The sequence below is a fragment of the Burkholderia sp. BCC1977 genome (genome assembly GCF_905339595.1).
Lineage (GTDB): Bacteria > Pseudomonadota > Gammaproteobacteria > Burkholderiales > Burkholderiaceae > Burkholderia.
Map to the genome: position 1 here is coordinate 66,061 of NZ_CAJPGQ010000032.1, position 23,258 is coordinate 89,318.

At 66.4% G+C, this 23,258-nt stretch carries 18 protein-coding genes; 1 reads left to right on the top strand and 17 read right to left on the bottom strand.

What is annotated here, in order from left to right; genetic code table 11:
* Positions 1–33: 33 nt before the first annotated feature.
* From ftsA to coq7, 15 genes are all read right to left on the bottom strand, one after another.
* Positions 34–1,266, bottom strand: a complete 1,233-nt coding sequence (ftsA, locus tag U5771_RS24165) for a cell division protein FtsA (RefSeq protein WP_044844232.1) — start codon at positions 1,264–1,266, stop codon at positions 34–36.
* A 26-nt stretch (positions 1,267–1,292) separates the two neighbouring features.
* Positions 1,293–2,045 carry a cell division protein FtsQ/DivIB gene (locus U5771_RS24170; protein ID WP_322026282.1) on the bottom strand — a complete coding sequence of 251 codons (753 nt, stop codon included), beginning with the start codon at positions 2,043–2,045 and terminating at the stop codon, positions 1,293–1,295.
* Positions 2,046–2,064: 19 nt separating this feature from the next.
* Positions 2,065–3,006 (bottom strand): D-alanine--D-alanine ligase, encoded by a 942-nt coding sequence (locus tag U5771_RS24175; RefSeq protein WP_322026283.1) that lies wholly within the window; start codon positions 3,004–3,006, stop codon positions 2,065–2,067.
* A 1-nt stretch (position 3,007) separates the two neighbouring features.
* On the bottom strand, positions 3,008–4,405 hold the full coding sequence (murC, locus tag U5771_RS24180) for a UDP-N-acetylmuramate--L-alanine ligase (RefSeq protein WP_322026284.1): 1,398 nt from the start codon (positions 4,403–4,405) through the stop codon (positions 3,008–3,010).
* On the bottom strand, positions 4,402–5,505 hold the full coding sequence (gene murG, locus U5771_RS24185; RefSeq protein ID WP_322026285.1) for an undecaprenyldiphospho-muramoylpentapeptide beta-N-acetylglucosaminyltransferase: 1,104 nt from the start codon (positions 5,503–5,505) through the stop codon (positions 4,402–4,404). The genes murC and murG overlap by 4 nt, the downstream gene beginning before the upstream one ends.
* Positions 5,502–6,785, bottom strand: a complete 1,284-nt coding sequence (ftsW, locus tag U5771_RS24190) for a putative lipid II flippase FtsW (RefSeq protein WP_085042294.1) — start codon at positions 6,783–6,785, stop codon at positions 5,502–5,504. The genes murG and ftsW overlap by 4 nt, the downstream gene beginning before the upstream one ends.
* The gene (gene murD, locus U5771_RS24195; RefSeq protein ID WP_322026286.1) at positions 6,782–8,293 is read right to left on the bottom strand and encodes a UDP-N-acetylmuramoyl-L-alanine--D-glutamate ligase; all 1,512 of its coding nucleotides are present in this window, start codon (positions 8,291–8,293) and stop codon (positions 6,782–6,784) included. The genes ftsW and murD overlap by 4 nt, the downstream gene beginning before the upstream one ends.
* 28 nt (positions 8,294–8,321) lie before the next feature.
* Positions 8,322–9,491: a phospho-N-acetylmuramoyl-pentapeptide-transferase gene (gene mraY, locus U5771_RS24200; RefSeq protein WP_322026287.1), complete on the bottom strand. Its 1,170-nt coding sequence runs from the start codon at positions 9,489–9,491 to the stop codon at positions 8,322–8,324.
* 16 nt (positions 9,492–9,507) lie between these two features.
* Positions 9,508–10,914, bottom strand: coding sequence for a UDP-N-acetylmuramoyl-tripeptide--D-alanyl-D-alanine ligase (locus U5771_RS24205; RefSeq protein WP_322026288.1), 1,407 nt, complete (start codon positions 10,912–10,914; stop codon positions 9,508–9,510).
* Positions 10,911–12,449 carry a UDP-N-acetylmuramoyl-L-alanyl-D-glutamate--2,6-diaminopimelate ligase gene (locus U5771_RS24210; RefSeq protein ID WP_322026289.1) on the bottom strand — a complete coding sequence of 513 codons (1,539 nt, stop codon included), beginning with the start codon at positions 12,447–12,449 and terminating at the stop codon, positions 10,911–10,913. Before U5771_RS24210 ends, U5771_RS24205 begins: the two co-directional genes overlap by 4 nt.
* Entirely contained in the window at positions 12,446–14,293 is a 1,848-nt protein-coding gene (locus tag U5771_RS24215; protein WP_322026290.1) for a penicillin-binding protein 2, read from the bottom strand. The genes U5771_RS24210 and U5771_RS24215 overlap by 4 nt, the downstream gene beginning before the upstream one ends.
* The gene (gene ftsL, locus U5771_RS24220) at positions 14,290–14,631 is read right to left on the bottom strand and encodes a cell division protein FtsL (RefSeq protein ID WP_322026291.1); all 342 of its coding nucleotides are present in this window, start codon (positions 14,629–14,631) and stop codon (positions 14,290–14,292) included. The genes U5771_RS24215 and ftsL overlap by 4 nt, the downstream gene beginning before the upstream one ends.
* Positions 14,628–15,569, bottom strand: coding sequence for a 16S rRNA (cytosine(1402)-N(4))-methyltransferase RsmH (gene rsmH / locus U5771_RS24225; RefSeq protein ID WP_322026292.1), 942 nt, complete (start codon positions 15,567–15,569; stop codon positions 14,628–14,630). The genes ftsL and rsmH overlap by 4 nt, the downstream gene beginning before the upstream one ends.
* A 23-nt stretch (positions 15,570–15,592) precedes the next feature.
* On the bottom strand, positions 15,593–16,021 hold the full coding sequence (gene mraZ, locus U5771_RS24230) for a division/cell wall cluster transcriptional repressor MraZ (protein ID WP_006400450.1): 429 nt from the start codon (positions 16,019–16,021) through the stop codon (positions 15,593–15,595).
* 387 nt (positions 16,022–16,408) lie between these two features.
* A complete protein-coding gene (gene coq7, locus U5771_RS24235) occupies positions 16,409–17,035 on the bottom strand; it encodes a 2-polyprenyl-3-methyl-6-methoxy-1,4-benzoquinone monooxygenase (protein WP_322026293.1) in 627 nt (208 codons plus the stop codon).
* Positions 17,036–17,312: 277 nt separating this feature from the next.
* Here coq7 and U5771_RS24240 point away from each other — a divergent pair, with 277 nt between their 5' ends.
* Positions 17,313–18,470, top strand: coding sequence for a porin (locus U5771_RS24240; RefSeq protein ID WP_322026294.1), 1,158 nt, complete (start codon positions 17,313–17,315; stop codon positions 18,468–18,470).
* A gap of 413 nt (positions 18,471–18,883) precedes the next feature.
* On the opposite strand, the gene U5771_RS24245 is transcribed toward U5771_RS24240, so the two are convergent.
* Both U5771_RS24245 and U5771_RS24250 read right to left on the bottom strand, forming a co-directional pair.
* The gene (locus tag U5771_RS24245; protein ID WP_322026295.1) at positions 18,884–20,557 is read right to left on the bottom strand and encodes a long-chain fatty acid--CoA ligase; all 1,674 of its coding nucleotides are present in this window, start codon (positions 20,555–20,557) and stop codon (positions 18,884–18,886) included.
* Between the two features lie 136 nt (positions 20,558–20,693).
* Positions 20,694–22,769: a molybdopterin oxidoreductase family protein gene (locus tag U5771_RS24250; RefSeq protein ID WP_322026296.1), complete on the bottom strand. Its 2,076-nt coding sequence runs from the start codon at positions 22,767–22,769 to the stop codon at positions 20,694–20,696.
* Between the last annotated feature and the right edge of the window lie 489 nt (positions 22,770–23,258).

A 23,258-nucleotide genomic window follows, 5' to 3' on the forward strand; every position in this document is an offset into this window, starting at 1 on the left:
GGCACCAGCGCGAATTTCGATTCGATTCGTCCGTCAGAAGTTGCTCAGGAACCATTCCTTCATCCGCGAGAAGATCTGCCCCGCGTTGCCGGACTGCACGGCGACCTTGCGGCCGCGCATGCGCTGAGCGCTGCCTTCGACGAGCAGGCCCATCGCCGTCGAGTAGCGCGGGTTGCGCACCACGTCGGCGAGGCCGCCTGCGTATTCCGGCGCGCCGATGCGCACCGGTTTCAGGAAAATGTCTTCGCCGAGCTCGACCATGCCCGGCATCATCGAAGCCCCGCCGGTAATGACCACGCCGGAGCTCAGCAGTTCTTCGTAACCCGACTCGCGCACGACCTGCTGCACGAGCGAGAACAGTTCCTCGACGCGCGGCTCGATCACGGCGGCAAGCGCCTGGCGCGACAGCGTGCGCGGACCGCGTTCGCCGAGGCCCGGCACTTCCACCATCTCGTCCGGATCGGCGAGCGCCTGCTTCGCGATCCCGTAGCCGACCTTGATGTCTTCCGCGTCCGGCGTCGGCGTGCGCAGCGCCATCGCGATGTCGCTCGTGATCTGGTCGCCGGCGATCGGAATCACCGCGGTGTGGCGGATCGCGCCTTCGGCGAAGATCGCGATGTCGGTCGTGCCGCCGCCGACGTCGACCAGCACCACGCCGAGATCCTTCTCGTCTTCCGTCAGCACCGCCAGCGACGACGCGAGCGGCTGCAGGATCAGGTCGTTCACTTCCAGCCCGCAGCGGCGCACGCACTTGACGATGTTCTGCGCGGCACTGACCGCGCCCGTCACGATGTGCACCTTCACCTCGAGGCGGATGCCGCTCATCCCGATCGGCTCGCGCACGTCTTCCTGGCCGTCGATGATGAATTCCTGCGTGAGGATGTGCAGCACCTGCTGGTCGGTCGGGATGTTGATCGCCTTCGCGGTCTCGATCACGCGCGCGACGTCGGTCTGCGTGACTTCCTTGTCCTTGATCGCGACCATCCCGCTCGAGTTGAAGCTGCGGATGTGGCTGCCGGCAATCCCCGTGAACACGTTGGTGATCTTGCAGTCGGCCATCAGCTCGGCTTCCTCGAGCGCGCGCTGGATCGACTGCACGGTGGCCTCGATGTTGACCACCACGCCCTTCTTCAGACCCTTCGATTCGCTCTGGCCGAGGCCGATCACCTCGTAATGGCCTTCGCCCTTCAGCTCGGCGACGATGGCCACCACCTTCGACGTGCCGATGTCGAGGGAAACCAGCAGATCCTTGTAGTCTTTGCTCATAAAGTGCTCTTGCGTGTGATCTCTCGTTACTTCTTGCGCTTGTCGGTATCGGTCAGGAACCGCATGCCTGCCGCACGAATCGCGAATCCGTTCGGATAACGCAGGTCCGCGTACTCGATGTCGTTGCCCCAACGCTCCGTGACGGCCGACCACGCGGCGACGAGGCGCTGGCTCCGGTCATGCAGGGTTTCGCTGGTGCGCTCCTTGCCCAGTTCGACCTGCATGCCGTTCGACAGCTTCACCGTCCACGCGTAGCGCGCCGACAGCGTCACTTCTTCCGGCGCCGCCTTCAGCGGCGCAAACCAGTTCGCGAAGTCGCGATACCGCGTGACGACTTCCTTCGCACTGCCCTCCGGGCCGTCGAACGCAGGCAGTTCCTGATCCAGTTCGCCCTGGTTCGCGGTGAACAGCTCGCCGTCGACGCTCACGAGCTGCGCGCTGCCCCAGGTCCCGAGCGGTTTGTACTCCTCGAGCGTGACAGCCAGCGCATTCGGCCACACCCGGCGCACGCTCGCGTGGCGCACCCACGGCATCTGCTCGAACGCGGCACGCGCCGTGTCGAGATCGACCGTGAAGAAATTGCCCTTCAGCCGGCCGACCACGCCCGCACGCACCGTCGGCGAGTTGATGTGCTCGGTGTCGCCGTCGATCCGGATTTCGCGCAACGCGAACGTCGGACGCTGGATCAGCCAGTAGCAGCCGGCCGCCGCCAACACGAGCAGCAGCAGCGCGTACAGCGCGCTGGCGGCAAGGTTGAGTTGGCGAACGTTGTTCCACATACGTCGTTCCGTTCCTGCGTCAGTCGTTGAGCGTAAGCGACAGCACCTTCACGACCAGCTCCGAATAGCTGATGCCGATCGAGCGCGCGGCCTTCGGCGGCAGCGAGTGATCGGTCATCCCGGGGGCCGTGTTCACTTCCAGGAAATACGCGTTGCCGGCGGCGTCGAGCATGAAGTCCGCCCGGCCCCAGTCGGTGCAGCCGAGCACGTCGAACGCGCGACGCGCGATGCGCTTCAGTTCCACTTCCTGTTCCGCGGGCAGCCCGCACGGAATCAGGTACTGCGTATCGTCGGCGACATACTTCGCGTGGTAGTCGTAGAACTCGCCGGCCGGCACGATCTTGATCAGCGGCAGGTCGAGATCGCCGGCGATGCACGCAGTGTATTCACCGCCGCCTTCGATGCTCTTCTCGACGATCACGATCTTGTCGTGCGTCGCGGCTTCCGACAGTGCGGCGGGCAACGCGTCGGCCGTCTTCACCTTCAGCACCGCGACGCTCGAGCCTTCGCTCGCCGGCTTCACGAACAGCGGCAGGCCGAGCTTCGCGACGATGTCCGTCGCGCGCGCCGCGTAGTCGTCGCCGCGCATCACCGTCTCGAACGGCGGCGTCGGCACGCCCGTCTGCTGCCACACGAGCTTCGTGCGGAACTTGTCGAGGCCGAGCGCCGAGCCGAGCACACCGCTGCCCGTGTAGCGGATCCCGTAGAAGTCGAGCGCGCCCTGGATCTGGCCGTTCTCGCCGTAGCCGCCGTGCAGCGCGTTGAACGCACGCACGAAGCCTTCGTCCTTCAGCGCCGACAGCGGCCGCTCGGCCGGGTCGAACGGATGCGCGTCGATGCCCGCGTCGCGCAGGCCCTGCAGCACGAGACGGCCCGAGGTGAGCGACACCTCGCGCTCGGCGGACTCGCCGCCGAACAACACCGCCACCTTGCCGAAACGTTTCGGATCGATCCCGCTCATGTCATGCCTTCTGTTGTGTGTGTTGCGCAAGCTTCGCCGGCACGCCGCCGATCGAGCCCGCACCCATCGTGATTACCACGTCGCCGTTCCGGGCGACCTTGGCCAATGCGTCCGGCACGTCGTCGACCGTCGCGACGAACACCGGGTCGACCTTCCCCACCGCGCGCAGCGCACGCGACAGCGCGTCGCCGTTGGCCGTCGCGATCGCCGCTTCGCCCGCGGCATAGACTTCCGTCAGCACCAGCGCATCGACCGTCGACAGCACGTTGACGAAGTCGTCGAAACAGTCGCGCGTGCGCGTGTAGCGGTGCGGCTGGAACGCCAGCACGAGGCGGCGGCCCGGGAACGCGCCGCGCGCGGCCGCGATCGTCGCGGCCATTTCGACGGGGTGGTGGCCGTAGTCGTCGATCAGCGTGTACTGGCCGCCGTCCGCGCTCGGCACCTCGCCGTAGCGCTGGAAGCGCCGGCCGACGCCGTTGAATTCCGCCAGCGCCTGCTGGATCGCGTCGTCCGCCACGCCGAGATCGGTCGCGATCGCGATCGCCGCGAGCGCGTTCTGCACGTTGTGCAGGCCCGGCAGGTTCAGCACCACCGCGAGCGGCGCCCGGCCTTCGCGGATCACCGTGAAGTGCATGCGGCCGTCGCGCGCATCGATGTCTTCCGCGCGCACCTGCGCATCCGGCGACAGCCCGTAGCGCACGACCGGCTTCGAGATGAACGGGATGATCTGCCGCACGTTCGGATCGTCGACGCACACCACCGCGCTGCCGTAGAACGGCAGGCGCTGCGTGAATTCGATGAACGCCTGCTTGAGCCGCGCGAAATCGTGGCCGTAGGTGTCCATGTGATCGGCGTCGATGTTCGTGATGACTTCGATCACCGGATACAGGTTCAGGAACGACGCGTCCGACTCGTCGGCCTCGGCGACGATGAAGTCGCCCGTGCCGAGCCGTGCGTTCGCGCCGGCGCTGATCAGCCGGCCGCCGATCACGAAGGTCGGGTCCAGCCCGCCCGCCGCGAGCACGCTCGCGACGAGGCTCGTCGTCGTGGTCTTGCCGTGCGTGCCGGCAATCGCGATCCCCTGCTTCAGGCGCATCAGTTCCGCGAGCATCACCGCACGCTGCACGATCGGCACGCGCTGGTGGCGCGCGGCCAGCACTTCGGGGTTGTCCGAGCGCACGGCCGTCGACACGACGACCGCGTTCGCGCCCTCGATGTTCGCCGCGTCGTGGCCGATCGCGATCCGCGCGCCGAGCGCCTCGAGACGGTCGGTCACCGCATTGCGCGACAGGTCGGAGCCGCTGACCTCGTAGCCGAGGTTGACGAGCACTTCGGCGATGCCGCTCATGCCCGCGCCGCCGATCCCGACGAAATGAATATGTTTGACGATGTGTTTCATTGCAGTTGTTCCAGGTTCGCGCCGGCCACCGTCGCGCAGACGCGCGCGACTTCATCGGTGGCCTCGGGCTTCGCCAGCGAGCGCGAACGCTCCGCCATGTCCGCGAGCGACGCCCGCGACTGGCCGCGCAGCCAGTCGGCAAGCAGTTCCGCCGACAGGTCGCGTTGTTGCACCAGCACCGCCGCGCCCGCATCGGCGAGGAACGCGGCGTTGGTCGTCTGGTGATCGTCGACTGCGTACGGGAACGGCACGAACAGCGCCGCCACGCCCACCGCCGCGATCTCCGACACCGTCATCGCGCCGGAGCGGCAGATCACGAGATCCGCCGCTGCGTACGCGGTCGCCATGTCGTCGATGAACGGCACGAGCCGCACGTCGTCGCCGCCGGCGAAACCGGCCGCTTCGTAATTCGCCTTCAGTGCATCGATGTGCTTCGCGCCGGCCTGGTGCACGACGCGCGGGTGCTCGCCCGGCGCCAGCAGCGCCAGCGCGCGCGGCACGACTTCGTTCAGCGCGGCGGCGCCGAGACTGCCGCCGACGACCAGCACGTTCAGCGGGCCGCTGCGCGACGCATAGCGTGCTTGGGGCGTTTCCGTGCGCGCAAGTTCCGCGCGAATCGGGTTGCCGGTCCATTCCGCGTGCGGCAGCGCACCGGGGAACGCAACCAGCACGCGCTTCGCGAATTTCGCGAGCACCTTGTTCGCGAGACCGGCGATCGAATTCTGTTCGTGCAGCACGAGCGGACGGCCCGACAGCGCGGTCATCACGCCCGCCGGGAACGTGATGTAGCCGCCCATCCCGAGCACGACGTCCGGCCGCACGCGGCGCAGCGCGCCCAGGCTCTGCCAGCACGCGCGCAGCAGGTTGAACGGCAGCGTCAGCTTGGTCTTCAGGCCCTTGCCGCGCAGTCCGCCGAAGCGCACGTATTCCATCGGAATGCCGTGCTTCGGCACGAGCGTCGCTTCCATCCCGGCCGGATTGCCGAGCCATACGACGCGCCAGCCCGCCGCTTCCATCCGGTGCGCGACCGCGAGCCCCGGGAACACGTGGCCCCCGGTGCCGCCTGCCATCACCATCAGCGTGCGTCGCGACGCGGTCATACTTTCCCTCCGCGCATCAATACGCGATTTTCATAGTCGACCCGCAGCAGTACCGCGAGCGCGACGCAATTCAGCAAGATGCCCGAGCCGCCGTAGCTCACGAGCGGCAGCGTCAGGCCCTTGGTCGGCAGCAGGCCGAGGTTCACGCCCATGTTGATGAACGTCTGCGCGCCGAACCAGATACCGATGCCCTTCGCCGTCAGACCCGCGAACGTGCGGTCGAGCGCGAGCGCCTGGCGGCCGATCTCGAACGCGCGGCGCACGATCCAGTAGAACAGCAGGATCACGACCAGCACGCCGACGAAGCCGAGTTCCTCGCCGATCACCGCGAGGATGAAGTCGGTATGCGCTTCGGGCAGGTAGTTCAGCTTCTCGACGCTGCCGCCGAGGCCGACGCCGAACCACTCGCCGCGGCCGAACGCGATCAGCGAGTGCGTGAGCTGGTATGCCTTGCCCTGCGCATAACGTTCGTCCCACGGATCGAGATACGCGAAGATCCGCTCGCGACGCCACGGCGACAGCCATACGAGCATCGTGAAGGTGCCGACCGCCGTCGCGACCAGGCCGCCGAACAGCTTGCCGTTCACGCCGCCGAGGAACAGCACGCCCATCGCGATCGCGGCGACCACCATGAACGCGCCCATGTCCGGCTCGAGCAGCAGCAGCGCGCCGACGAGACCGACCGCGAACGCCATCGGCAGGAAGCCCTTCGCGAAGCTTTGCATGTACTCCTGCTTGCGCACCGTGTAGTTCGCCGCGTAGATCGTCACCGCGAGCTTCATGATTTCCGACGGCTGCATGTTCGTGATGCCGAGCGGAATCCAGCGGCGCGCGCCGTTCACGCCCTTGCCGACGTGCGGAATCAGCACGATCACGAGGCTGACCAGCGCGATCAGGAAGAGATGCGGCGCGTATTTGTCCCAGGTCGACACGGGCACGCGGAACGCGATCACCGCCGCGATGAACGCGACGACGAGCGATATGCAGTGGCGCATCAGGAACGCGTAATCGTGATACGACGCGTATTTCGGCGAATCGGGCATCGCGATCGACGCCGAATACACCATCACGACGCCGAGCCCGAGCAGCGCGATCGCGACCCACAGCAGCGAGTAGTCGAAGTCGAGCATCCGCGAGCGGCTCGGCCGCACGCCGTTGACGACACTCGCGAGGCCGCCGGTCGCGGCGCGCGTGGCCGACGCGACGCGGCCGCCGGCCGCATTGCCGCCGGTGTCGCGCCGGTCGTTGAAACGCGAGACGAGGCGATCGGACCAGCTCATGGCGTCGCTCCTTTGTCGATGGCGATTTCATCCACCGCCGCGCGGAACACATCCGCGCGATGGGCGTAGTTCCTGAACATGTCGAGGCTCGCGCACGCGGGCGACAGCAGCACCGCATCGCCCGGCTCGGCGAGCTCGGCGGCGGCCCGCACCGCGCCTTCGAGCGTCGTGTGGTCGGCAAGCGGCACGCCGGTTTCGGCAAGCGTGTCGCGAATCGCCGGCGCGTCGCGGCCGATCAGCATCACCGCACGGCACCAGCGCGCGACCGGTGCGACCAGCGGCGCGAAATCCTGACCCTTGCCGTCGCCGCCGGCGATCAGCACGATCTTCTGCGCGAGCCCGTCGAGCGCGGCCACCGTCGCGCCGACGTTCGTGCCCTTGCTGTCGTCGACGTAGTCCACGTCGTCGATCGTCGCGATCACTTCGACGCGATGCGCTTCGCCGCGGTATTCGCGCAGCGCGTGCAGCAGCGGCGCGGCCGGCAGGTCGATCGCACGCGCGAGCGCGAACGCGGCCAGCGCGTTCGCCGCGTTGTGCAGCCCACGGATGCGCAGCGCGTCGGCCGGCATCAGGCGCTTCTGCGCGATGTCGGGCGTATGCGCGCCGTCGCGCTTGCGCCTGCGGCTCGTCGTCGTTTCGTCCGGCGCGTCGCGGTCGACCGCCTCGACCAGCCACGCGATGCCGTTGTCGCGCGACAGGCCGTAGTCGCCGTCCTGCGCCGGTTCATTCAGGCCGAACGTGACCGTGCGCGCCGCATCGGCCGCGCCGGCGGCCGGCGCGAACTTCATCACGGCCGCATCGTCGCGGTTGAGCACGCGCGTCGTCGTCGCGCCGAAGATCCGGCCCTTCGCCGCCGCATACGCGTCGAAGCTGCCGTGCCAGTCGAGGTGATCCTGCGTGATGTTGAGAATCGCGGCCGCGTCGGGCGCGAACGTGCGCGCCGTCTCGAGCTGGAAGCTCGACAGTTCGAGCACCCAGACGTCGGGCAGCGCCGTCTCGTCGATCGCACCCGCGAGCCGGTCGAGCATCGCCGGGCTGATGTTGCCGGCGACGGCGACCTTCTTGCCCGAACGCTGGCACAGCAGGCCCGTGAGGCTCGTCGTCGTGGTCTTGCCGTTGGTGCCGGTGATCGCGAGCACCTTCGGCTGGTAGCCGCTCGTGCCGAGCGCCCGCAGCGCCTGCGCGAAGAATTCCAGTTCGCCCCACACCGCGATCGCGCGCTCGTTCGCGGCCGCGATCAGCGCCGCCAGTGCCGGTTCGAGCGGCGACAGGCCGGGGCTCAGCCCGACGATCTCGATGCCGCCGTCGAGCAGCGCGGGCGTGAACGGCCCGCCGACGAATTCCGCATCGATGCCTTCGGCCTGCAGCGCGGCAAGGTTCGGCGGCGCCTCGCGGGTATCGGCAATACGCAGCCGGCACCCGTGCCTCGCGCACCACCGCGCGATCGCGAGACCCGACTCCCCGAGTCCCAGTACGAGCACCATCGGCCGCTGCCGATCTCCAAACATCTCGCCAGACATCCTTGTTACCTTTCCTTTACCGCAGCTTGAGGGTGGACAGACCGAACAGGCACAGCATCAGCGTGATGATCCAGAAACGCACCACCACCTGCGTTTCCTTCCAGCCGGACAATTCGAAATGGTGATGCAGCGGCGCCATCTTCAGCAGACGCCGCCCTTCGCCGTAACGCTTCTTCGTGTACTTGAACCACGACACCTGCAGCATCACCGACAGCGTTTCCGCGACGAAGATGCCGCCCATGATGAACAGCACGATTTCCTGGCGCACGATCACCGCGACCGTGCCGAGCGCGCCGCCGAGCGCCAGCGCGCCGACGTCGCCCATGAACACCTGCGCGGGGTGCGTGTTGTACCAGAGGAACGCGAGCCCCGCCCCGCCCATCGCGGAACAGAAGATCAGCAGTTCGCCGGCGCCCGGGATGTGCGGGAACAGCAGGTATTTCGAATAGACCGAGCTGCCCATCACGTACGCGAACACGCCGAGCGACGCGCCGACCAGCACGACCGGCATGATCACGAGACCGTCGAGGCCGTCGGTCAGGTTCACCGCGTTGCTCGCGCCGACGATCACGAAGTAGGTCAGCACGATGAAGCCCCAGACGCCCAGCGGGTAGCTGATCGACTTCAGGAACGGCAGCATCAGGTCGGCCCGCGCCGGCAGCCCCATCGACAGGCCGCTGCGCACCCACGCCATGAACAGGTCGAACACGCGCACGTTGTTCGCCTCGGACACGCTGAACGCGAGGTAGACCGCCGCGAACAGGCCGATCACCGACTGCCAGAAATACTTTTCGCGCGACGACATCCCGCGCGGGTCCTTGTAGACGACCTTGCGGTAGTCGTCGACCCAGCCGATCACGCCGAAGCCGAAGGTGACGAGCATCACGATCCAGATGAAACGGTTCGTCAGGTCGCCCCACAGCAGCGTCGAGACGGCGATGCCGATCAGGATCAGCACGCCGCCCATCGTCGGCGTGCCGGACTTGACGAGATGGCTCTGCGGGCCGTCCTTGCGCACGGCCTGCCCGACCTTCATTTGCGTCAGCTTGCGGATCACCCACGGTCCGCACACGAGCCCGATACCGAGCGCGGTGATGGTAGCCATCACCGCACGGAACGTCAGGTACGTGAACAAGCGCAAAAAGCTTGCGTCTCCTTGCAGCCATTGCGCCAGCGCCAGCAGCATGCTTCCTTCCTTCTACTCAGTGTGCGGCGGGCACCGTGCCCGCCGCGGATTGGTTCGTCAGCGCGTCGACCACGCGCTCCATCTTCATGTACCGCGAGCCCTTCACGAGCACCGTCGCCTGCGCGCCGTAACCCGCCGCGAGCAGCGCCGTCACCAGCGCACCGACATCGCCGAAATGGCGGGCCGTGTCGCCGTACGCCGTACATGCATCGCGCGACGCGTCGCCGAGCGCGAACAGCGCATCGATCCCGCGTTCGTGCGCATACGCACCGATCTCCCGGTGGAATGCCGGGCCTTCGTCGCCGACCTCGCCCATGTCGCCGATCACCAGCACGCGCGGCGCCGGTTGTGCGGCCAGCACGTCGATCGCCGCGCGCATCGAATCGGGGTTCGCGTTGTAGGTGTCGTCGACGACCGTCGCGCCCGCGAGGCTGCCGGCGGCCGCCTGCTTCACCTGCAGCCGGCCCTTGACCGGCTCGAACGATTCGAGGCCCTGCCGGATCGCCGACAGCGCGACGCCGGCGCCCAGCGCCGCGGCCGTCGCGGCCAGCGCGTTGCGCGCGTTGTGCTCGCCGAGCGCCCGCAGCCGCACCGTGACGGCGCCGGCCGGCGTGTCGATCTCGAGTTCGCCGCCGTGCAGGCGACCGGTGACCTGCGCGTCGTTCTGCCGTTCGGCATCGTGCAGCGCGAAGTCGAGGATCCGATTGCCGGTTGCCGCGACGCGCCAGATGCCCGCGTACGCGTCGTCGGCCGGGAACACCGCGACGCCGTCCGGCGGCAGCGCGTGGATCACGGCCGCGTGTTCGAGCGCGACCGCTTCGACCGTCGCCATGAATTCCTGGTGCTCGCGCTGCGCGTTGTTGACAAGCGCGACCGTCGGCGCCGTGAGGCGCGCGAGGACTTCGGTCTCGCCCGGGTGGTTCATGCCGATCTCGATCACCGCGAGACGATGCGCGGCCGACAGGCGCAGCAGCGTCAGCGGCAGGCCGACGTCGTTGTTCAGGTTGCCGGCCGTTGCAAGCCGTGCGTCGGCACCGACCGCCGCCGCGAAAATCGACGCGATCATTTCCTTGACGGTCGTCTTGCCGTTGCTGCCCGTCACCGCGACGAGCGGCAGCGGGAATCGCATGCGCCAGCCGTGCGCGAGCGCGCCGAGCGCAGCACGCGTTTCGCCGCCTTCGATCATCGGCATCGAGACACCCGCCGGCGCGTGCGCGACGAGCGCCGCGGCAGCCCCGCGCGCGGCGACATCGCCGAGGAAGTCGTGCGCGTCGAAGCGTTCGCCTTTCAGCGCGACGAACAGATCGCCCGGACCCGCCGTGCGGCTGTCCGTCGACACGCGGTCGAACGTGACGCCCGCGTCGCCGTGGACGGTGGCGCCGGGAATCAGGCGGGCGGCTTCGCCGAGACTGAGCATCGTCATTCGCCGCCTCCCTTGCCGTGCGTCGCGCGCGCTGCCAGCGCGAGCCGCGCGTGATCCTGGTCGGAGAACGTGCGCTTCTTGCCCATGATTTCCTGCGTTGCCTCGTGCCCCTTGCCGGCCAGCACGACGACATCCTCGCGAGCCGCGCCGCGCACGGCCTGCAGGATCGCGCTCGCGCGATCCTCGATGCGGCGTGCGCGATCGGGCGCCGTCATGCCCGCGATGACCTGGTCGATGATGCGCTGCGGATCCTCGCTGCGCGGGTTGTCGCTCGTGACGACGACTTCGTCGGCGAGCCGCTCGGCGATCGCGCCCATCAGCGGACGCTTCGTCGCATCGCGATCGCCGCCGCAGCCGAACATGCAGACGAGCCGGCCGCCGCGCGCCGCCGCGATCGGGCGCAACGCGTCGAGCGTCTTCTCGAGCGCGTCGGGGGTATGTGCGTAGTCGATCACGACCAGCGGTTCGTCGTTCTGCAGCCGGCCGCCGAGGCGCTGCATGCGGCCGTTGACGGACTCGAGCCGCGCAATCTCCGCGACCGCCGCGTCGAACGGCAAGTCGGCCGCGAGCAGCGAGCCGAGCACCGCGAGCAAATTGCTGACGTTGAACGTGCCGAGCGTGCCGACCTCGACGTTCGCGTCGCCCCACGACGAGCGCAGGCGGAATGCCGTGCCGGTGGCGGTCGCGCGCACGTCGAGCGCGACCAGCTCGCGATCGGCGTCGGCCGCCTGCGCGTCGCCGATCCCGTATGCGATCGTGCGCACGCGGCCGGCCAGCTTCTCGAGCAGGCGGCGGCCGGCTGCGTCGTCGCGATTGACAACCGCCGCGCGCAGGCCGCGCCACGCGAACAGCTTCGACTTCGAGGCTTCGTACGCGTCGAACGTGCCGTGATAGTCGAGGTGATCCTGCGTCAGGTTCGTGAAGACGGCGATGTCGAATGCCGTGCCGTTCACGCGCCCCTGATGCAGCGCGTGCGACGACACTTCCATCGCGACGGCCTTCGCGCCCGCGTCGTGCAGTTGCGCGAGGCTGCGCTGCAACTGCGGCGCGTCCGGCGTCGTGAAGCCGGTCGGCACCAGCTGCCCCGGCATGCCGGTGCCGAGCGTGCCGATCAGCGCGCACGGCTGGTGCAGCGCCGTCAGCGCGGCAGCGATCCAGTGCGTGCACGACGTCTTGCCGTTCGTGCCGGTCACGCCGATGGCGAGCAGGCTGTCGCTCGGGTCGCCGTACCAGCCGCTGGCGATCTCGCCGGCCAGCTGATCGAGCGCCGGCACCGCGAGTGCGACGGGTACGGCCGGTGCGGCTGCGAGGCCTTCCGGCTGATACAGCACGGCGGCCGCGCCGCGGGCGACGGCATCGGCAATGAAGGCGCGATTGTCTGCCCCGTCGACGGCATAGCCGAGAAACACGTCGCCAGCCTGCAGGCTGCGCGTATCGGCATGCAGTTGCGCCGCGGGGGCCACATGCTGGCGCAGCCACGCAAGCGCGGCCGCGATCTGCTGATGCGCCGGATGAGAACTGCGAGCGGCGCTCATCGAACAACTCCTGGTGAATTACGTGTCGTGCTGGATACGATCATATGCTTCGCACCGCCGCCCGCGGCGAGCTTTTGCGGGCCCGTCTTGGCGGGCGCGCCCGGCGCGTCGTCGGACACGACCAGTTGCTTGATCGGCATGTTCGGCGGCACGTTCAGCGCACGCATCGTATCGCCCGCGATCGCCGAGAATACGGGGCCCGACACCTGGCCGCCGAAGTGGCTGCCGGCGGTCGGCTCGTCGACCGACACCGCGATCACGACGCGCGGATTCGGCATCGGCGCCATCCCGACGAACGACGCGCGGTACTTGCGCGTGTAGCCGTGACCTTCATGCTTGTACGCGGTACCGCTCTTGCCGCCGACCCGATAACCCGGCACGGCCGCATCCGGCGACGTGCCGCCCGGCGCGACCACGGTCTCGAGCATCGCGCGCACTTCGCGCGCGGTGGTCGGGTTGAACACCTGCGTGCCCACGATCGGCTGATTGGGGTCGGTCTTGAAAATGGTCACGGGCATCAGCTCGCCGTCGTGCGCGATCGCCGTGTAGGCGCGTGCGAGCTGGAACAGCGACACCGACAGGCCGTAGCCGTACGACATCGTCGCCTGCTCGATGCGCCGCCAGTTCTTCCACGGACGCAGGCGGCCGGCCACGGCGCCCGGGAACCCGACCTTCGGCGCCTGGCCGAGGCCGATGCTCGTATACATATTCCACATTTCCTCGGGCCGCATCGTCATCGCGATCTTCGTCGCGCCGATGTTGCTCGACTTCTGGATCACGCCGCCGACCGTCAGCGTGCCGAAACCCGCGTCGTCGGTGATCGGCGCGCCATCGAGCACGAAATGCCCGTTGCCCGTTTCGACCAGCGTGTTCGGCGTCACGCGATGCAGGTCGAGCGCGAGCGACACCGTGAACGGCTTCATGATCGAGCCCGGCTCGAACACGTCCGTCATGATCCGGTTGCGCAACTGCTCGCCCGTCATGCGCGAGCGGTCGTTCGGGTTGTAGGTCGGATAGTTGACGAGCGCGAGCACCTCGCCGGTGCGCACGTCGACGACCATCGCCGCGCCGGCCTTCGCCTTGAACTTCTCGACGGCGGCCTTCAGGTTCGCGTACGCGATGTACTGGATCTTGCTGTCGATCGACAGGTCGACGTCGGTCCCGTTGTGCGGCGGGATCTGTTCGGCGACGTCCTCGACGATGTGCCCCATCCGGTCCTTGATCACGCGGCGCACGCCGGACGTGCCGGACAGCATCTTCTGGTCGCCGAGCTCGACGCCTTCCTGCCCTTCGTCCTCGACGTTCGTGAAGCCGATCAGGTGCGCGGTGATCTCGCCTTCCGGATAGAAGCGCTTGTATTCGTTGCGCTGATAGACGCCGGGGATGTCGAGCGCGGCGACCTTGTCCGCGATGTCGATCGGCACCTGGCGCTTCACATAGACGAAACCCTTGTCTTCGGACAGCTTCACGCGCAGTTCCTTCGGCGTCATGCCGAGGAGCTTGCCGAGCTGGTTGACCTTGCCGGCGTCGAGATCGTCCGGCACGGCGTCCGGAATCGCCCAGATCGCGCGCACGGGCAGGCTCGTCGCGAGCACGAGCCCGTTACGGTCGAGGATCTTGCCGCGCGTGGCCGGCAGCTCGAGCGTGCGCTGATAGCGGCTTTCGCCCTGCTTCTGATAGAACGCGTTGCCGGGCCCCTGGATCCAGAACGCCCGCGCGGCCAGCGCGACGAACGCCATGAACAGCAGGAACACGACGAGTTTCGAGCGCCACATCGGCAGGTGCACGCCGAGCACGGGGCTCGACGAGAATTTCACGTCCTGGCGTTTTTGCGACGGCTTCATCGCACGCCTCCGCTGCCCTTGGCGGCCGTGTCGGCCGAAGCGGGAATCGGCGCGTCGATCGCCTTCACGGCGCCCGGCGACAGCGTCAGGTATTGGGTGCGGCCGGTGGTGATCGGCTGCATCTTCAGCGAATCGTTCGCGAGCTGCTCGATGCGCGACGTCTTGGACAGCGCGCTCTGCTGATATTGAAGCTGCGCGTAGTCCTGCTGGAGCTGACGCTCCTGCGACTGCGCGCGCTGCAACTGGATGAAGATCTGGCGCTGCTGGTTCGTCGAGTTGACGACCGACAGCGCGCAGCCCATCACGATGATCAGCAGGAAGATGTTGAAGCGGCTCATGGCGTGACGCGCTCCGCGATGCGCATCACGGCCGACCGGGCGCGCGGATTCGCGACGACTTCCGCTTCGCTCGGGAACTGACGGCTGATGATCTTGAGCGGCGGGCTCGGGAGGTCGACGGCACGGATCGGCAGGCGACGATCGACCGCAGGCGCACTCGCGTGCGCCTGCATGAATCGCTTGACGATCCGGTCCTCGAGTGAATGAAAGCTGATGACCACCAGCCGCCCTCCTTGCTCCAGCAACGACAATGCCGCGTCTAGTACGACTTGCAGGTCCGCAAGCTCTTGATTGACGTGAATCCGTATAGCCTGAAAGGTGCGGGTTGCCGGATCCTTGCCCTTCTCACGGGTTTTGACGACGTTACCCACGATTTGGGCAAGCTCGCCCGTGGTGTCGAGAGGCCCAAGACGGTCGGACTCTGCCCGGCGAGCAACAAGCGCCTTTGCAATCTGAAAAGCAAACCGTTCTTCCCCATAATCCCGTATCACCTCCGTCAATTCCTGCACCGAAGCCCGCGCGAGCCACTCGGCCGCCGACTCGCCGCGCGTCGGATCCATTCGCATGTCCAGCGGGCCATCCGCGCGGAAGCTGAAGCCGCGCGCCGGATCGTCCACCTGCGGCGAGGACACGCCCAGGTCCAGCAACACACCCGACACCTTCTCGACGCCGCGCGCCGCAAGCGCGTCGCGCATCGATGCAAAGCTGTCATGCACGATCGAGAAGCGCGCATCCTCGATGCGCTGCGCCGTCTCGATCGCCCTCGGATCCTTGTCGAACGCGATCAGCCGGCCGGCCGGCGCCAGCCGCGCGAGCACCGCGCGGCTATGACCGCCGCGTCCGAACGTACCGTCGACATAAATGCCGTCCGGCCGCGTCACGAGCGAATCGACCGCTTCGTCCAACAACACGGTCCGATGCTGCAATTCCTTTCCCATCGCGGGCGTCTCCGTCACCGCAATCAGAACGTAAAGTTCTTCAGCGCATCGGGCATGCCCTGCGCCATCGCTGCCTGCTCCTTCGCGATGTAGGTCTGCGAATCCCACAGCTCGAAGTGACTACCCATTCCCAACAACATGACTTCCTTTTCCAGTCCGGCCGCCATCCGCAGCTCGGGCGATACGAGAATCCGGCCCGCGCTGTCGAGATCGACATCCATCGCATTACCGAGAAAAATTCGCCGCCACCAATGTGCGTCCATCGGCAGCGCGGCGATCTTGGCGCGGAATACCTCCCATTCGGGGCGCGGAAACAGCAACAGGCAGCCGTCCGGGTGCTTGGTCACAGTCACCCGTCCTTCTGCCTGTCCTTGCAGCGCTTCGCGATAGCGAGCCGGCACCGACATCCGCCCTTTCGCATCGAGCGTCAACGCCGACGCCCCTTGGAACACTTTCCGCTCTCCCGTTCAGGGCACCGAAGCACCCGCTCAACGCTCAAGAATTTAGCCCGAATAGCCCGCCAAATCACACAAAAATACACTTTCTCACACTGTCTCCCACTTTAGAGGAAGGGTTTGGCACGGTCAAGGGAGCGGCCCGGTTTTTTGACGAATTTTGTTAGTTAGAACAAGGACTTACGCGCACATGCTCATGCGGCCCCTCATACCAAAAACCGTTATAAATGAATGAGCTAGTGCAACTTGTGAAGGTGATACGTGAGAAAGGCGGGCCAGACTGGCGTGCGGACGGGGCTTTCGGGGGCGGGAAAACGCGGAAAAAACGGGCGGTATCGGGGACGGCGGACCAGGACGGCGTCGCGCGCCGCCCCGGCCCAAATCTCAGAGATAGTACGCAGTGCTCGTCATGATTTTCGACGCGGCGCGCATCAGCATCCGCGCCGGCAGCGGCAGTTCGATCCCGCCGGCGTCGGTCGCGGCCTTGCCGTGCTTCACCTCGTCGAGCCGCATCTGCTCGACGATCGCGCGCGACGCCGTGTCGGTCGCCGGCAGCTCGGACAGGTGCCCGTCGAGGTGGCTCTCGACCTGGCGCTCCGTCTCCGCCATGAAGCCGAGGCTGACCTTGTCGCCCAGCGTGCCGGCGGCGACACCGATCGCGAGCGCGCCGGCGTACCACAGCGGGTTCAGCAGGCTCGGGCGCGAATCGAGTTCCTTCAGCCGATGCGCTGTCCACGCGAGATGATCCTCCTCCTCGCGCGCGGCTTCCTCGAACATCGCCTTCGACGACGACGAGCGCGCGGTCAGCTTCTGCGCCTGATAAAGCGCCTGCGCACAGACCTCGCCGACGTGGTTCACGCGCATCAGCCCGGCGGCGTGCGCGCGCTCCGCGGGCGTCAGTTCGTCGGCCGGCGGCTCCGCCGGCGCGGGCACCGGGCGGCTCATCCGGCTAATGCCGGTCAGCGATCGCAGGCCGCGATCGAATTCGCTGATCAGTTCATCCAACACCATCCTGTTCTCCTGGCTGCGTGGGCTGCCGCGGGCGGCAACGGCACGTGCTCCGCTACGTAACCGACTTGATTATTCAGCGGAAATTGCGGTTAACCCGTGATTTTAACCATTGTTGCATAAAGGAAACATGGCAGCCTGGAGCCACGGCATTTCGCTTTGTCGGAAAAATCGGCTTTGCTACATTACGTGCGACTTCCTGCGAAGTTGATGGGGCCCGTCAACACAACATAACTATCCGCCCCGCCAAAAAAATTCAGTGATTCTTGGAGATCCGTTAATGAAAAAGTCGCTTCTCGCGCTCGTCGCGCTGGGCGCGTTTGCTGGCGCAGCCCATGCGCAAAGCAGCGTGACGCTCTACGGCATCATCGATGAAGGCTTCATCTTCAACAACAACGCAAAGGGCGGCCACCTGTACGGTCTGGCAAGCGGCGTGATGCAAGGCAGCCGCTTCGGCCTGCGCGGCACCGAAGATCTGGGCAGCGGCCTGAAGGCGATCTTCGTGCTCGAGAACGGTTTTGACGTCAACTCCGGCAAGCTCGGCCAGGGCGGCCTGATGTTCGGCCGCCAGGCTTACGTCGGCCTGTCGAGCCAGTACGGTACGGTCACGCTGGGTCGCCAGTACGACTCCGTCGTCGACTTCGTCGGCCCGCTCGAGGCAGGCGACCAGTGGGGCGGCTACATCGCCGCTCACCCGGGCGACCTCGACAACTTCAACAACGCATACCGTGTGAACAACGCGGTCAAGTACACGAGCCCGACCTACGGCGGCTTCTCGTTCGGCGGCATGTACAGCTTCGGCGGCCAGGCCGGCCAGTTCTCGAAGAACCAGGTCTGGTCGCTCGGCGCCGGTTACAACAACGGCCCGTTGGTGTTGGGTGTCGGCTACTTGAACGCACGCACGCCGGCGAACTTCGGCGGCATGTTCAACACCGGCGCGTCGGCTGCCGCGACGGCCGTGTCGTCGCCGGTCTACGGCGCGTATGCGAACAGCGCGAACACGTACCAGGTCATCGGCGCGGGCGGTGCATACACGTTCGGCGCGGCAACGATCGGCGCGACGTACTCGAACACGAAGTTCAAGGGCTTCTCGGTCGGTCCGTTCGTGAACCAGACCGCGACGTTCAACAACGGCGAAATCAACTTCAAGTATCAGCTGACCCCGGCGCTGATCGTCGGCGCAGCGTACGACTACACGCAAGGCAGCAAGATCGACGGCAACTCGGCAGCCAAGTACCACCAGGGCTCGCTGGGCGTCGATTACTTCCTGTCGAAGCGCACCGACGTCTACGTGATCGGCGTGTACCAGCATGCATCGGGCAACGCGCTCGACTCGGCAGGCAACGTCGTTCAGGCGCATGCTTCGATCAACGGTCTCGACCCGTCGACGACCAGCAACCAGGTCGCAGCGCGCGTCGGCATCCGTCACAAGTTCTAATCAGCTTGCCTGACAAGCCGCAGCATATTGAAGGCGCCTTCGGGCGCCTTTTTCTTTTGCGACGGTGAGCGGTGAGCGGTGAGCGGTGAGCGGTGAGCGGTGAGCGGTGAGCGGTGAGCGGTGAGCGGTGAGCGGAATGATCGCCGGATAACGCGTTCGCGACGATGAATCGTTCGCGATGCTCCATCGACGCGAGCGGCACTGTTTGTTGACTCCAGCATGCGACGAGGTCCCGCGCCGTTCGATTCGAATCGGCTGCGGGCGGCCCGGCCGGGTCGTTCCGCCGGCCGCGACGTGCCCGGTCGAACGCGCGTCGTTCCGGCAATGGCCGGACCACGACGCGGCAGCCCCGATGCCGGCGCCACAAACAAGAAAGCCCGGCACAGGCCGGGCTCGTTCGTTCGACTTCAGGATTACGCGCGTCCGTCGCGCAGTTCGCGCCGCAGGATCTTGCCGACGTTCGTCTTCGGCAGCTCCGTGCGGAACTCGACGAGTTTCGGCCGCTTGTAGCCGGTGAGCCGTTCCTTGCAGTACGCCAGGATGTCCTTGTCGGTCAGCGCCGGGTCCTTCTTCACGACGAACAGCTTCACGGCTTCGCCCGAGTGCTCGTCCGGCACGCCGACCGCCGCCACCTCGAACACGCCCGGGTGCGACGCCACCACGTCCTCGACCTCGTTCGGATACACGTTGAAACCGGATACCAGGATCATGTCCTTCTTCCGGTCGACGATCTTCACGTAACCGCGCGCGTCCATCACGCCGACGTCGCCGGTCTTGAAGAAGCCGTCCGGGAACATGACCTTCGCGGTTTCTTCCGGACGGTTCCAGTAGCCGGCCATGACCTGCGGCCCGCGGATGCAGATCTCGCCCGGCTCGCCGAGCGCGACGTCGTTGCCGGCGTCGTCGCGGATGGCAACCTCGGTCGACGGCAGCGGCAAGCCGATCGTCCCGCTGTACTCGGTCGCCGTCACGGGGTTGCAGGTCGCAACCGGCGACGTTTCGGACAGGCCATACCCTTCGACGATCGCCGTATGGGTCTTCTCATACCAGCGCTTCGCGACGCCCTCCTGGATCGCCATGCCGCCGCCGTTGGCGATCACGAGCTTCGACAGGTCAAGCTGGTTGAATTCGGGATGGTTCAGCAGTGCGTTATACAGCGTGTTGACGGCCGGAATCGTCGAGATCTGATAACCCTTCAACTCCTTGATCATGCCGCCGATGTCGCGTGGATTCGGAATCAGGATGCCCATGCCGCCCGTGCGCATCGTCAGGAAACCGCAGACCGTCAGCGCGAACACGTGATAGAGCGGCAGCGCGACAACCGTCACGAACTGCTTCACTTCGGGGTACTTCTCGTGCGCGGGATGGTGCCATGCGCCGGCCTGCAGCACGTTCGACACGATGTTCCGGTGCAGCAGCGTCGCGCCCTTCGCGACACCCGTCGTGCCGCCCGTGTACTGGAGGAACGCGACGTCGTCGGGGCCGAGCTTCTGCGGCTTGAAGGTCTGCCGCGCCCCTTCCGACAGCGCGGCCTTGAAACGCGTGAACGACGGAAGCTGCCAGGCCGGCACCATCTTCTTCACGTTGCGTACGACGTAATTGACGAGCCAGCCCTTGATGCCCAGCAGGTCGCCCATCGACGCGACCACGACATGCCTGACGGCGGTATTGGCGATGACGGCCTGCAGCGTCGACGCGAAATTCTCGAGGATGACGATCGCCTCCGCCCCGCTGTCCTTCAGCTGATGTTCGAGTTCGCGCGGCGTGTAGAGCGGGTTGACGTTGACGACGGTGTAGCCCGCGCGGAGCACCGCAACGATCGCCACCGGGTACTGCAACACGTTCGGCATCATGAGCGCGACGCGCGCGCCGCGCTTCAGGCCACGCGACTGCAGCCATGCGCCGAACTGGCGCGACAGCGCATCGAGTTCGCCGTACGTGATGCTCTTGCCCATGCAGACGAACGCCTTGCGGTCGCGATACTGCTTGAAGCTTTCGTCGAGGAGATCCGGGATGGAAGGATACGGGGACGCGTCAATTTCGGCTGGAACGCCGGGTGGGTACGATTTCAGCCAAATTTTATCCATACTGCGCGTCTCCTCACAGATTTTCGAATGGTCGTGCTAAAACGCATCGTAGCGGCTCGCCCGTCCCGAGACAACAGGGTTAGATGCCCACTTCGAACTTTCGAATAAATTCGTCTGATCATATCGCGAAGTTCGGTCAAATCCGCTCAACCTCCACCAGGCAATCGTAAAACGTCGCCGAGTTGCCGAGATCGGTCAGCGCCTGGCTCGTCACTTCGTTCGCGTTCCGTCCGTCCGCCGACAATTTCTTCCACCAGATCGACAGTCCGACGACGAGTCCCGCCCGCGCACGATCGGTCACTCTCGCGACCGCCTGCATCGATCCGCGGTCGTTGAAGATGCGGACGACGTCGCCCTCCCCGATGCCGCGTGCATCGGCGTCGGCCGGGTGGATATCGAGGTGCGGCTGGCCTTCCGTGCTGCGCAGGCTTTCGACATTCACGAACGTGCTGTTCAGGAAGTGCCGGGCCGGCGGCGAAATCATCGCAAGCGGGTAGCGGGCCGCAAGCTCCGGCGCGGCCTCCGCCGATTCGAAGGGCGGCAGGTAATCGGGCACCGGATCCATGCCCATTTGCTCGAGTCGCGCGCTATAGAACTCGCATTTGCCGGAGGGCGTGCGGAAGCCGCCATTCGCGAAAGGCGCGTCCGCCATCTTGAGCTTCAGCCAGCCTGCACGCTTCAACGTGTCCCAGTCGCTGTCGAGCGCCGGATCGTCCCAACGGAGCGCCGCCTGCGCGACCTCTTCGTCACTGTGATAAAGCGCGGGCTCGTCGAGTCCCATGCTGCGCGCGATGCCGCGAAAGATTTCGGTGTTCGGCCGTGCGTCGCCGACCGGCGCAATCGCCGGCAGGTTCGCCATCACATAGGTGTGACCGTACGACTTGTGGACGTCGAGATGCTCGAGCTGCGTCGTGGCCGGCAGCACAATGTCGGCGAAGTCGACCGTATCTGTCTTGAAGTGCTCGAGAACGACCGTGAACAAGTCTTCGCGCGCGAACCCCGCGGCGACTTTCGACGAGTCGGGCGCGACCGCGACCGGGTTCGAGTTGTAGACGATCACCGCTTCGACCTTCGGCCCGAAAGTCGCGTCGCCCGGATGCAGCAGCGCATCGCCGATCGCATTCATGTTGATGGTGCGGGGCAGTTCGTGCGGCCAACCGGGCATCAGATCGGGGCGCAGCAGCGCCGCCTGATTGATCGGCGCGGATTCGGACGACGACAGCAGCAGCCCGCCGGCCCGGTCGCGCCACGCGCCCGTCAGCGCAGGCAGGCTCGCTATCGCGCGCACGGCATTGCCGCCGCCGCGCACGCGCTGCATGCCGTAATTGAGGCGGATCGATGCCTTGCGGGTCGCGCCGTAACGACGGGCGAGTTCGATCAGTTCCGTCGCTTCGATGCCGCAGATTTGCGCGACGCGCTCCGGCGGATAGGACAGGGCTCTCGCCTTGAGCGCATCGAAGCCGAGCGTATGGCGCGCGATGTAGTCATGATCGAGCAGATCTTCGGTGATCAGCACATGCATCATGCCAAGCGCGAACGCGCCGTCGGTGCCCGGTTTCAACGCGATGTGCTGATGGCATTTCTCCGCCGTCAGCGAGCGGTAGGGATCGATTGCGACGAGACGGGCGCCGCGACGCTTGGCTTCCTGCGCGCGGGTCCAGAAATGCAGGCTGGATGCGATCGGATTGGCACCCCAGATCAGGATCAGCTCGCTTTCCTCGAAATGCTCGAGATGCATGCCGACGCTTCCGCCATACGTATAGCGCAGCCCTGCCGCACCGGCCGCGGCGCAGATTGCCCGCTCGAGCCGGGACGCGCCGAGTTTATGGAAGAACCGCTGCGCAATGCCTTCACCCTGCACGAGCCCCATCGTACCCGCGTAGCTGTACGGCACGATCGCCTCCGGCGCGCGCGCGGCGATTTCGCCGAGACGACGACCGATTTCGTCGAATGCTTCGCTCCAGCTGATCGGCACGAAGCGCCCTTCCCCCTTCGCGCCGACGCGCTTGAGGGGAACGGTGAGCCGGTCGGGATGATGAACGCGGTCGGCATATCGGCTGACTTTCGTACACAACACGCCTTGCGTGGGCGGATGATCGGGATCGCCCGTGACCTTGATCGCCCGGCCGTTTTCGACGGTCACGCGCATTGCGCACGTGTCCGGACAATCGTGCGGGCAAACGGCCCGAGCTATCTGAGTGGCGGCGTTCATCGTTCTGGATGCTACTGGGGTGGAGATTCGCAAATTTTACGTGGACGGGCCGAACAACGCGTCGTTTTGCATGAATTTCCCGCCTGTTTGGCGAAAAGCGGCAGCGGAGGATGGTGAATCTCGACGCCGGACCGGCTTCTAACGCCCCCCGTGACAATGTGGGTAGGAGGTGACGCGAGAAATGCCCCGATAGTGGCTTGGCAGAGCCAGCACGAATCCCCTCCTTTTTAGGAGATAGGTGCAAATAGGCTGGTGAACGGGTCAGGATGACGGAATATGGTGGATAGTCGTGACAAATTGAGCGACCGACCGGGAATTCCGATTGTCTGAGCGCACGCGGCATATCGCGAGCGACTTGTATCGAGGAGGAGGCCCGGCGCCTCGTGCCCGCCCTCGCCGGCGACACGGCAGCCATGCCAACGCCTCACTGCGGTCGACATTTCCGGTGCCCCAAATGCAAAAACCCCCGCCTGTTCGGGCGGGGGTTTC

Excerpts from the sequence above, each read along its gene's own strand:
- mraY (WP_322026287.1), bottom strand. The coding sequence starts at position 9,491 with ATGCTGCTGGCGCTGGCGCAATGGCTGCAAGGAGACGCAAGCTTTTTG.
- U5771_RS24240 (WP_322026294.1), top strand. The coding sequence starts at position 17,313 with ATGAAAAAGTCGCTTCTCGCGCTCGTCGCGCTGGGCGCGTTTGCTGGC.
- U5771_RS24210 (WP_322026289.1), bottom strand. The coding sequence starts at position 12,449 with ATGAGCGCCGCTCGCAGTTCTCATCCGGCGCATCAGCAGATCGCGGCC.
- rsmH (WP_322026292.1), bottom strand. The coding sequence starts at position 15,569 with ATGGGAAAGGAATTGCAGCATCGGACCGTGTTGTTGGACGAAGCGGTC.
- U5771_RS24215 (WP_322026290.1), bottom strand. The coding sequence starts at position 14,293 with ATGAAGCCGTCGCAAAAACGCCAGGACGTGAAATTCTCGTCGAGCCCC.
- murC (WP_322026284.1), bottom strand. The coding sequence starts at position 4,405 with ATGAAACACATCGTCAAACATATTCATTTCGTCGGGATCGGCGGCGCG.
- coq7 (WP_322026293.1), bottom strand. The coding sequence starts at position 17,035 with ATGGTGTTGGATGAACTGATCAGCGAATTCGATCGCGGCCTGCGATCG.
- U5771_RS24250 (WP_322026296.1), bottom strand. The coding sequence starts at position 22,769 with ATGAACGCCGCCACTCAGATAGCTCGGGCCGTTTGCCCGCACGATTGT.
- U5771_RS24245 (WP_322026295.1), bottom strand. The coding sequence starts at position 20,557 with ATGGATAAAATTTGGCTGAAATCGTACCCACCCGGCGTTCCAGCCGAA.
- murG (WP_322026285.1), bottom strand. The coding sequence starts at position 5,505 with ATGACCGCGTCGCGACGCACGCTGATGGTGATGGCAGGCGGCACCGGG.
- U5771_RS24205 (WP_322026288.1), bottom strand. The coding sequence starts at position 10,914 with ATGACGATGCTCAGTCTCGGCGAAGCCGCCCGCCTGATTCCCGGCGCC.
- U5771_RS24175 (WP_322026283.1), bottom strand. The coding sequence starts at position 3,006 with ATGAGCGGGATCGATCCGAAACGTTTCGGCAAGGTGGCGGTGTTGTTC.
- U5771_RS24170 (WP_322026282.1), bottom strand. The coding sequence starts at position 2,045 with ATGTGGAACAACGTTCGCCAACTCAACCTTGCCGCCAGCGCGCTGTAC.
- ftsW (WP_085042294.1), bottom strand. The coding sequence starts at position 6,785 with ATGAGCTGGTCCGATCGCCTCGTCTCGCGTTTCAACGACCGGCGCGAC.
- murD (WP_322026286.1), bottom strand. The coding sequence starts at position 8,293 with ATGTTTGGAGATCGGCAGCGGCCGATGGTGCTCGTACTGGGACTCGGG.
- ftsA (WP_044844232.1), bottom strand. The coding sequence starts at position 1,266 with ATGAGCAAAGACTACAAGGATCTGCTGGTTTCCCTCGACATCGGCACG.
- ftsL (WP_322026291.1), bottom strand. The coding sequence starts at position 14,631 with ATGAGCCGCTTCAACATCTTCCTGCTGATCATCGTGATGGGCTGCGCG.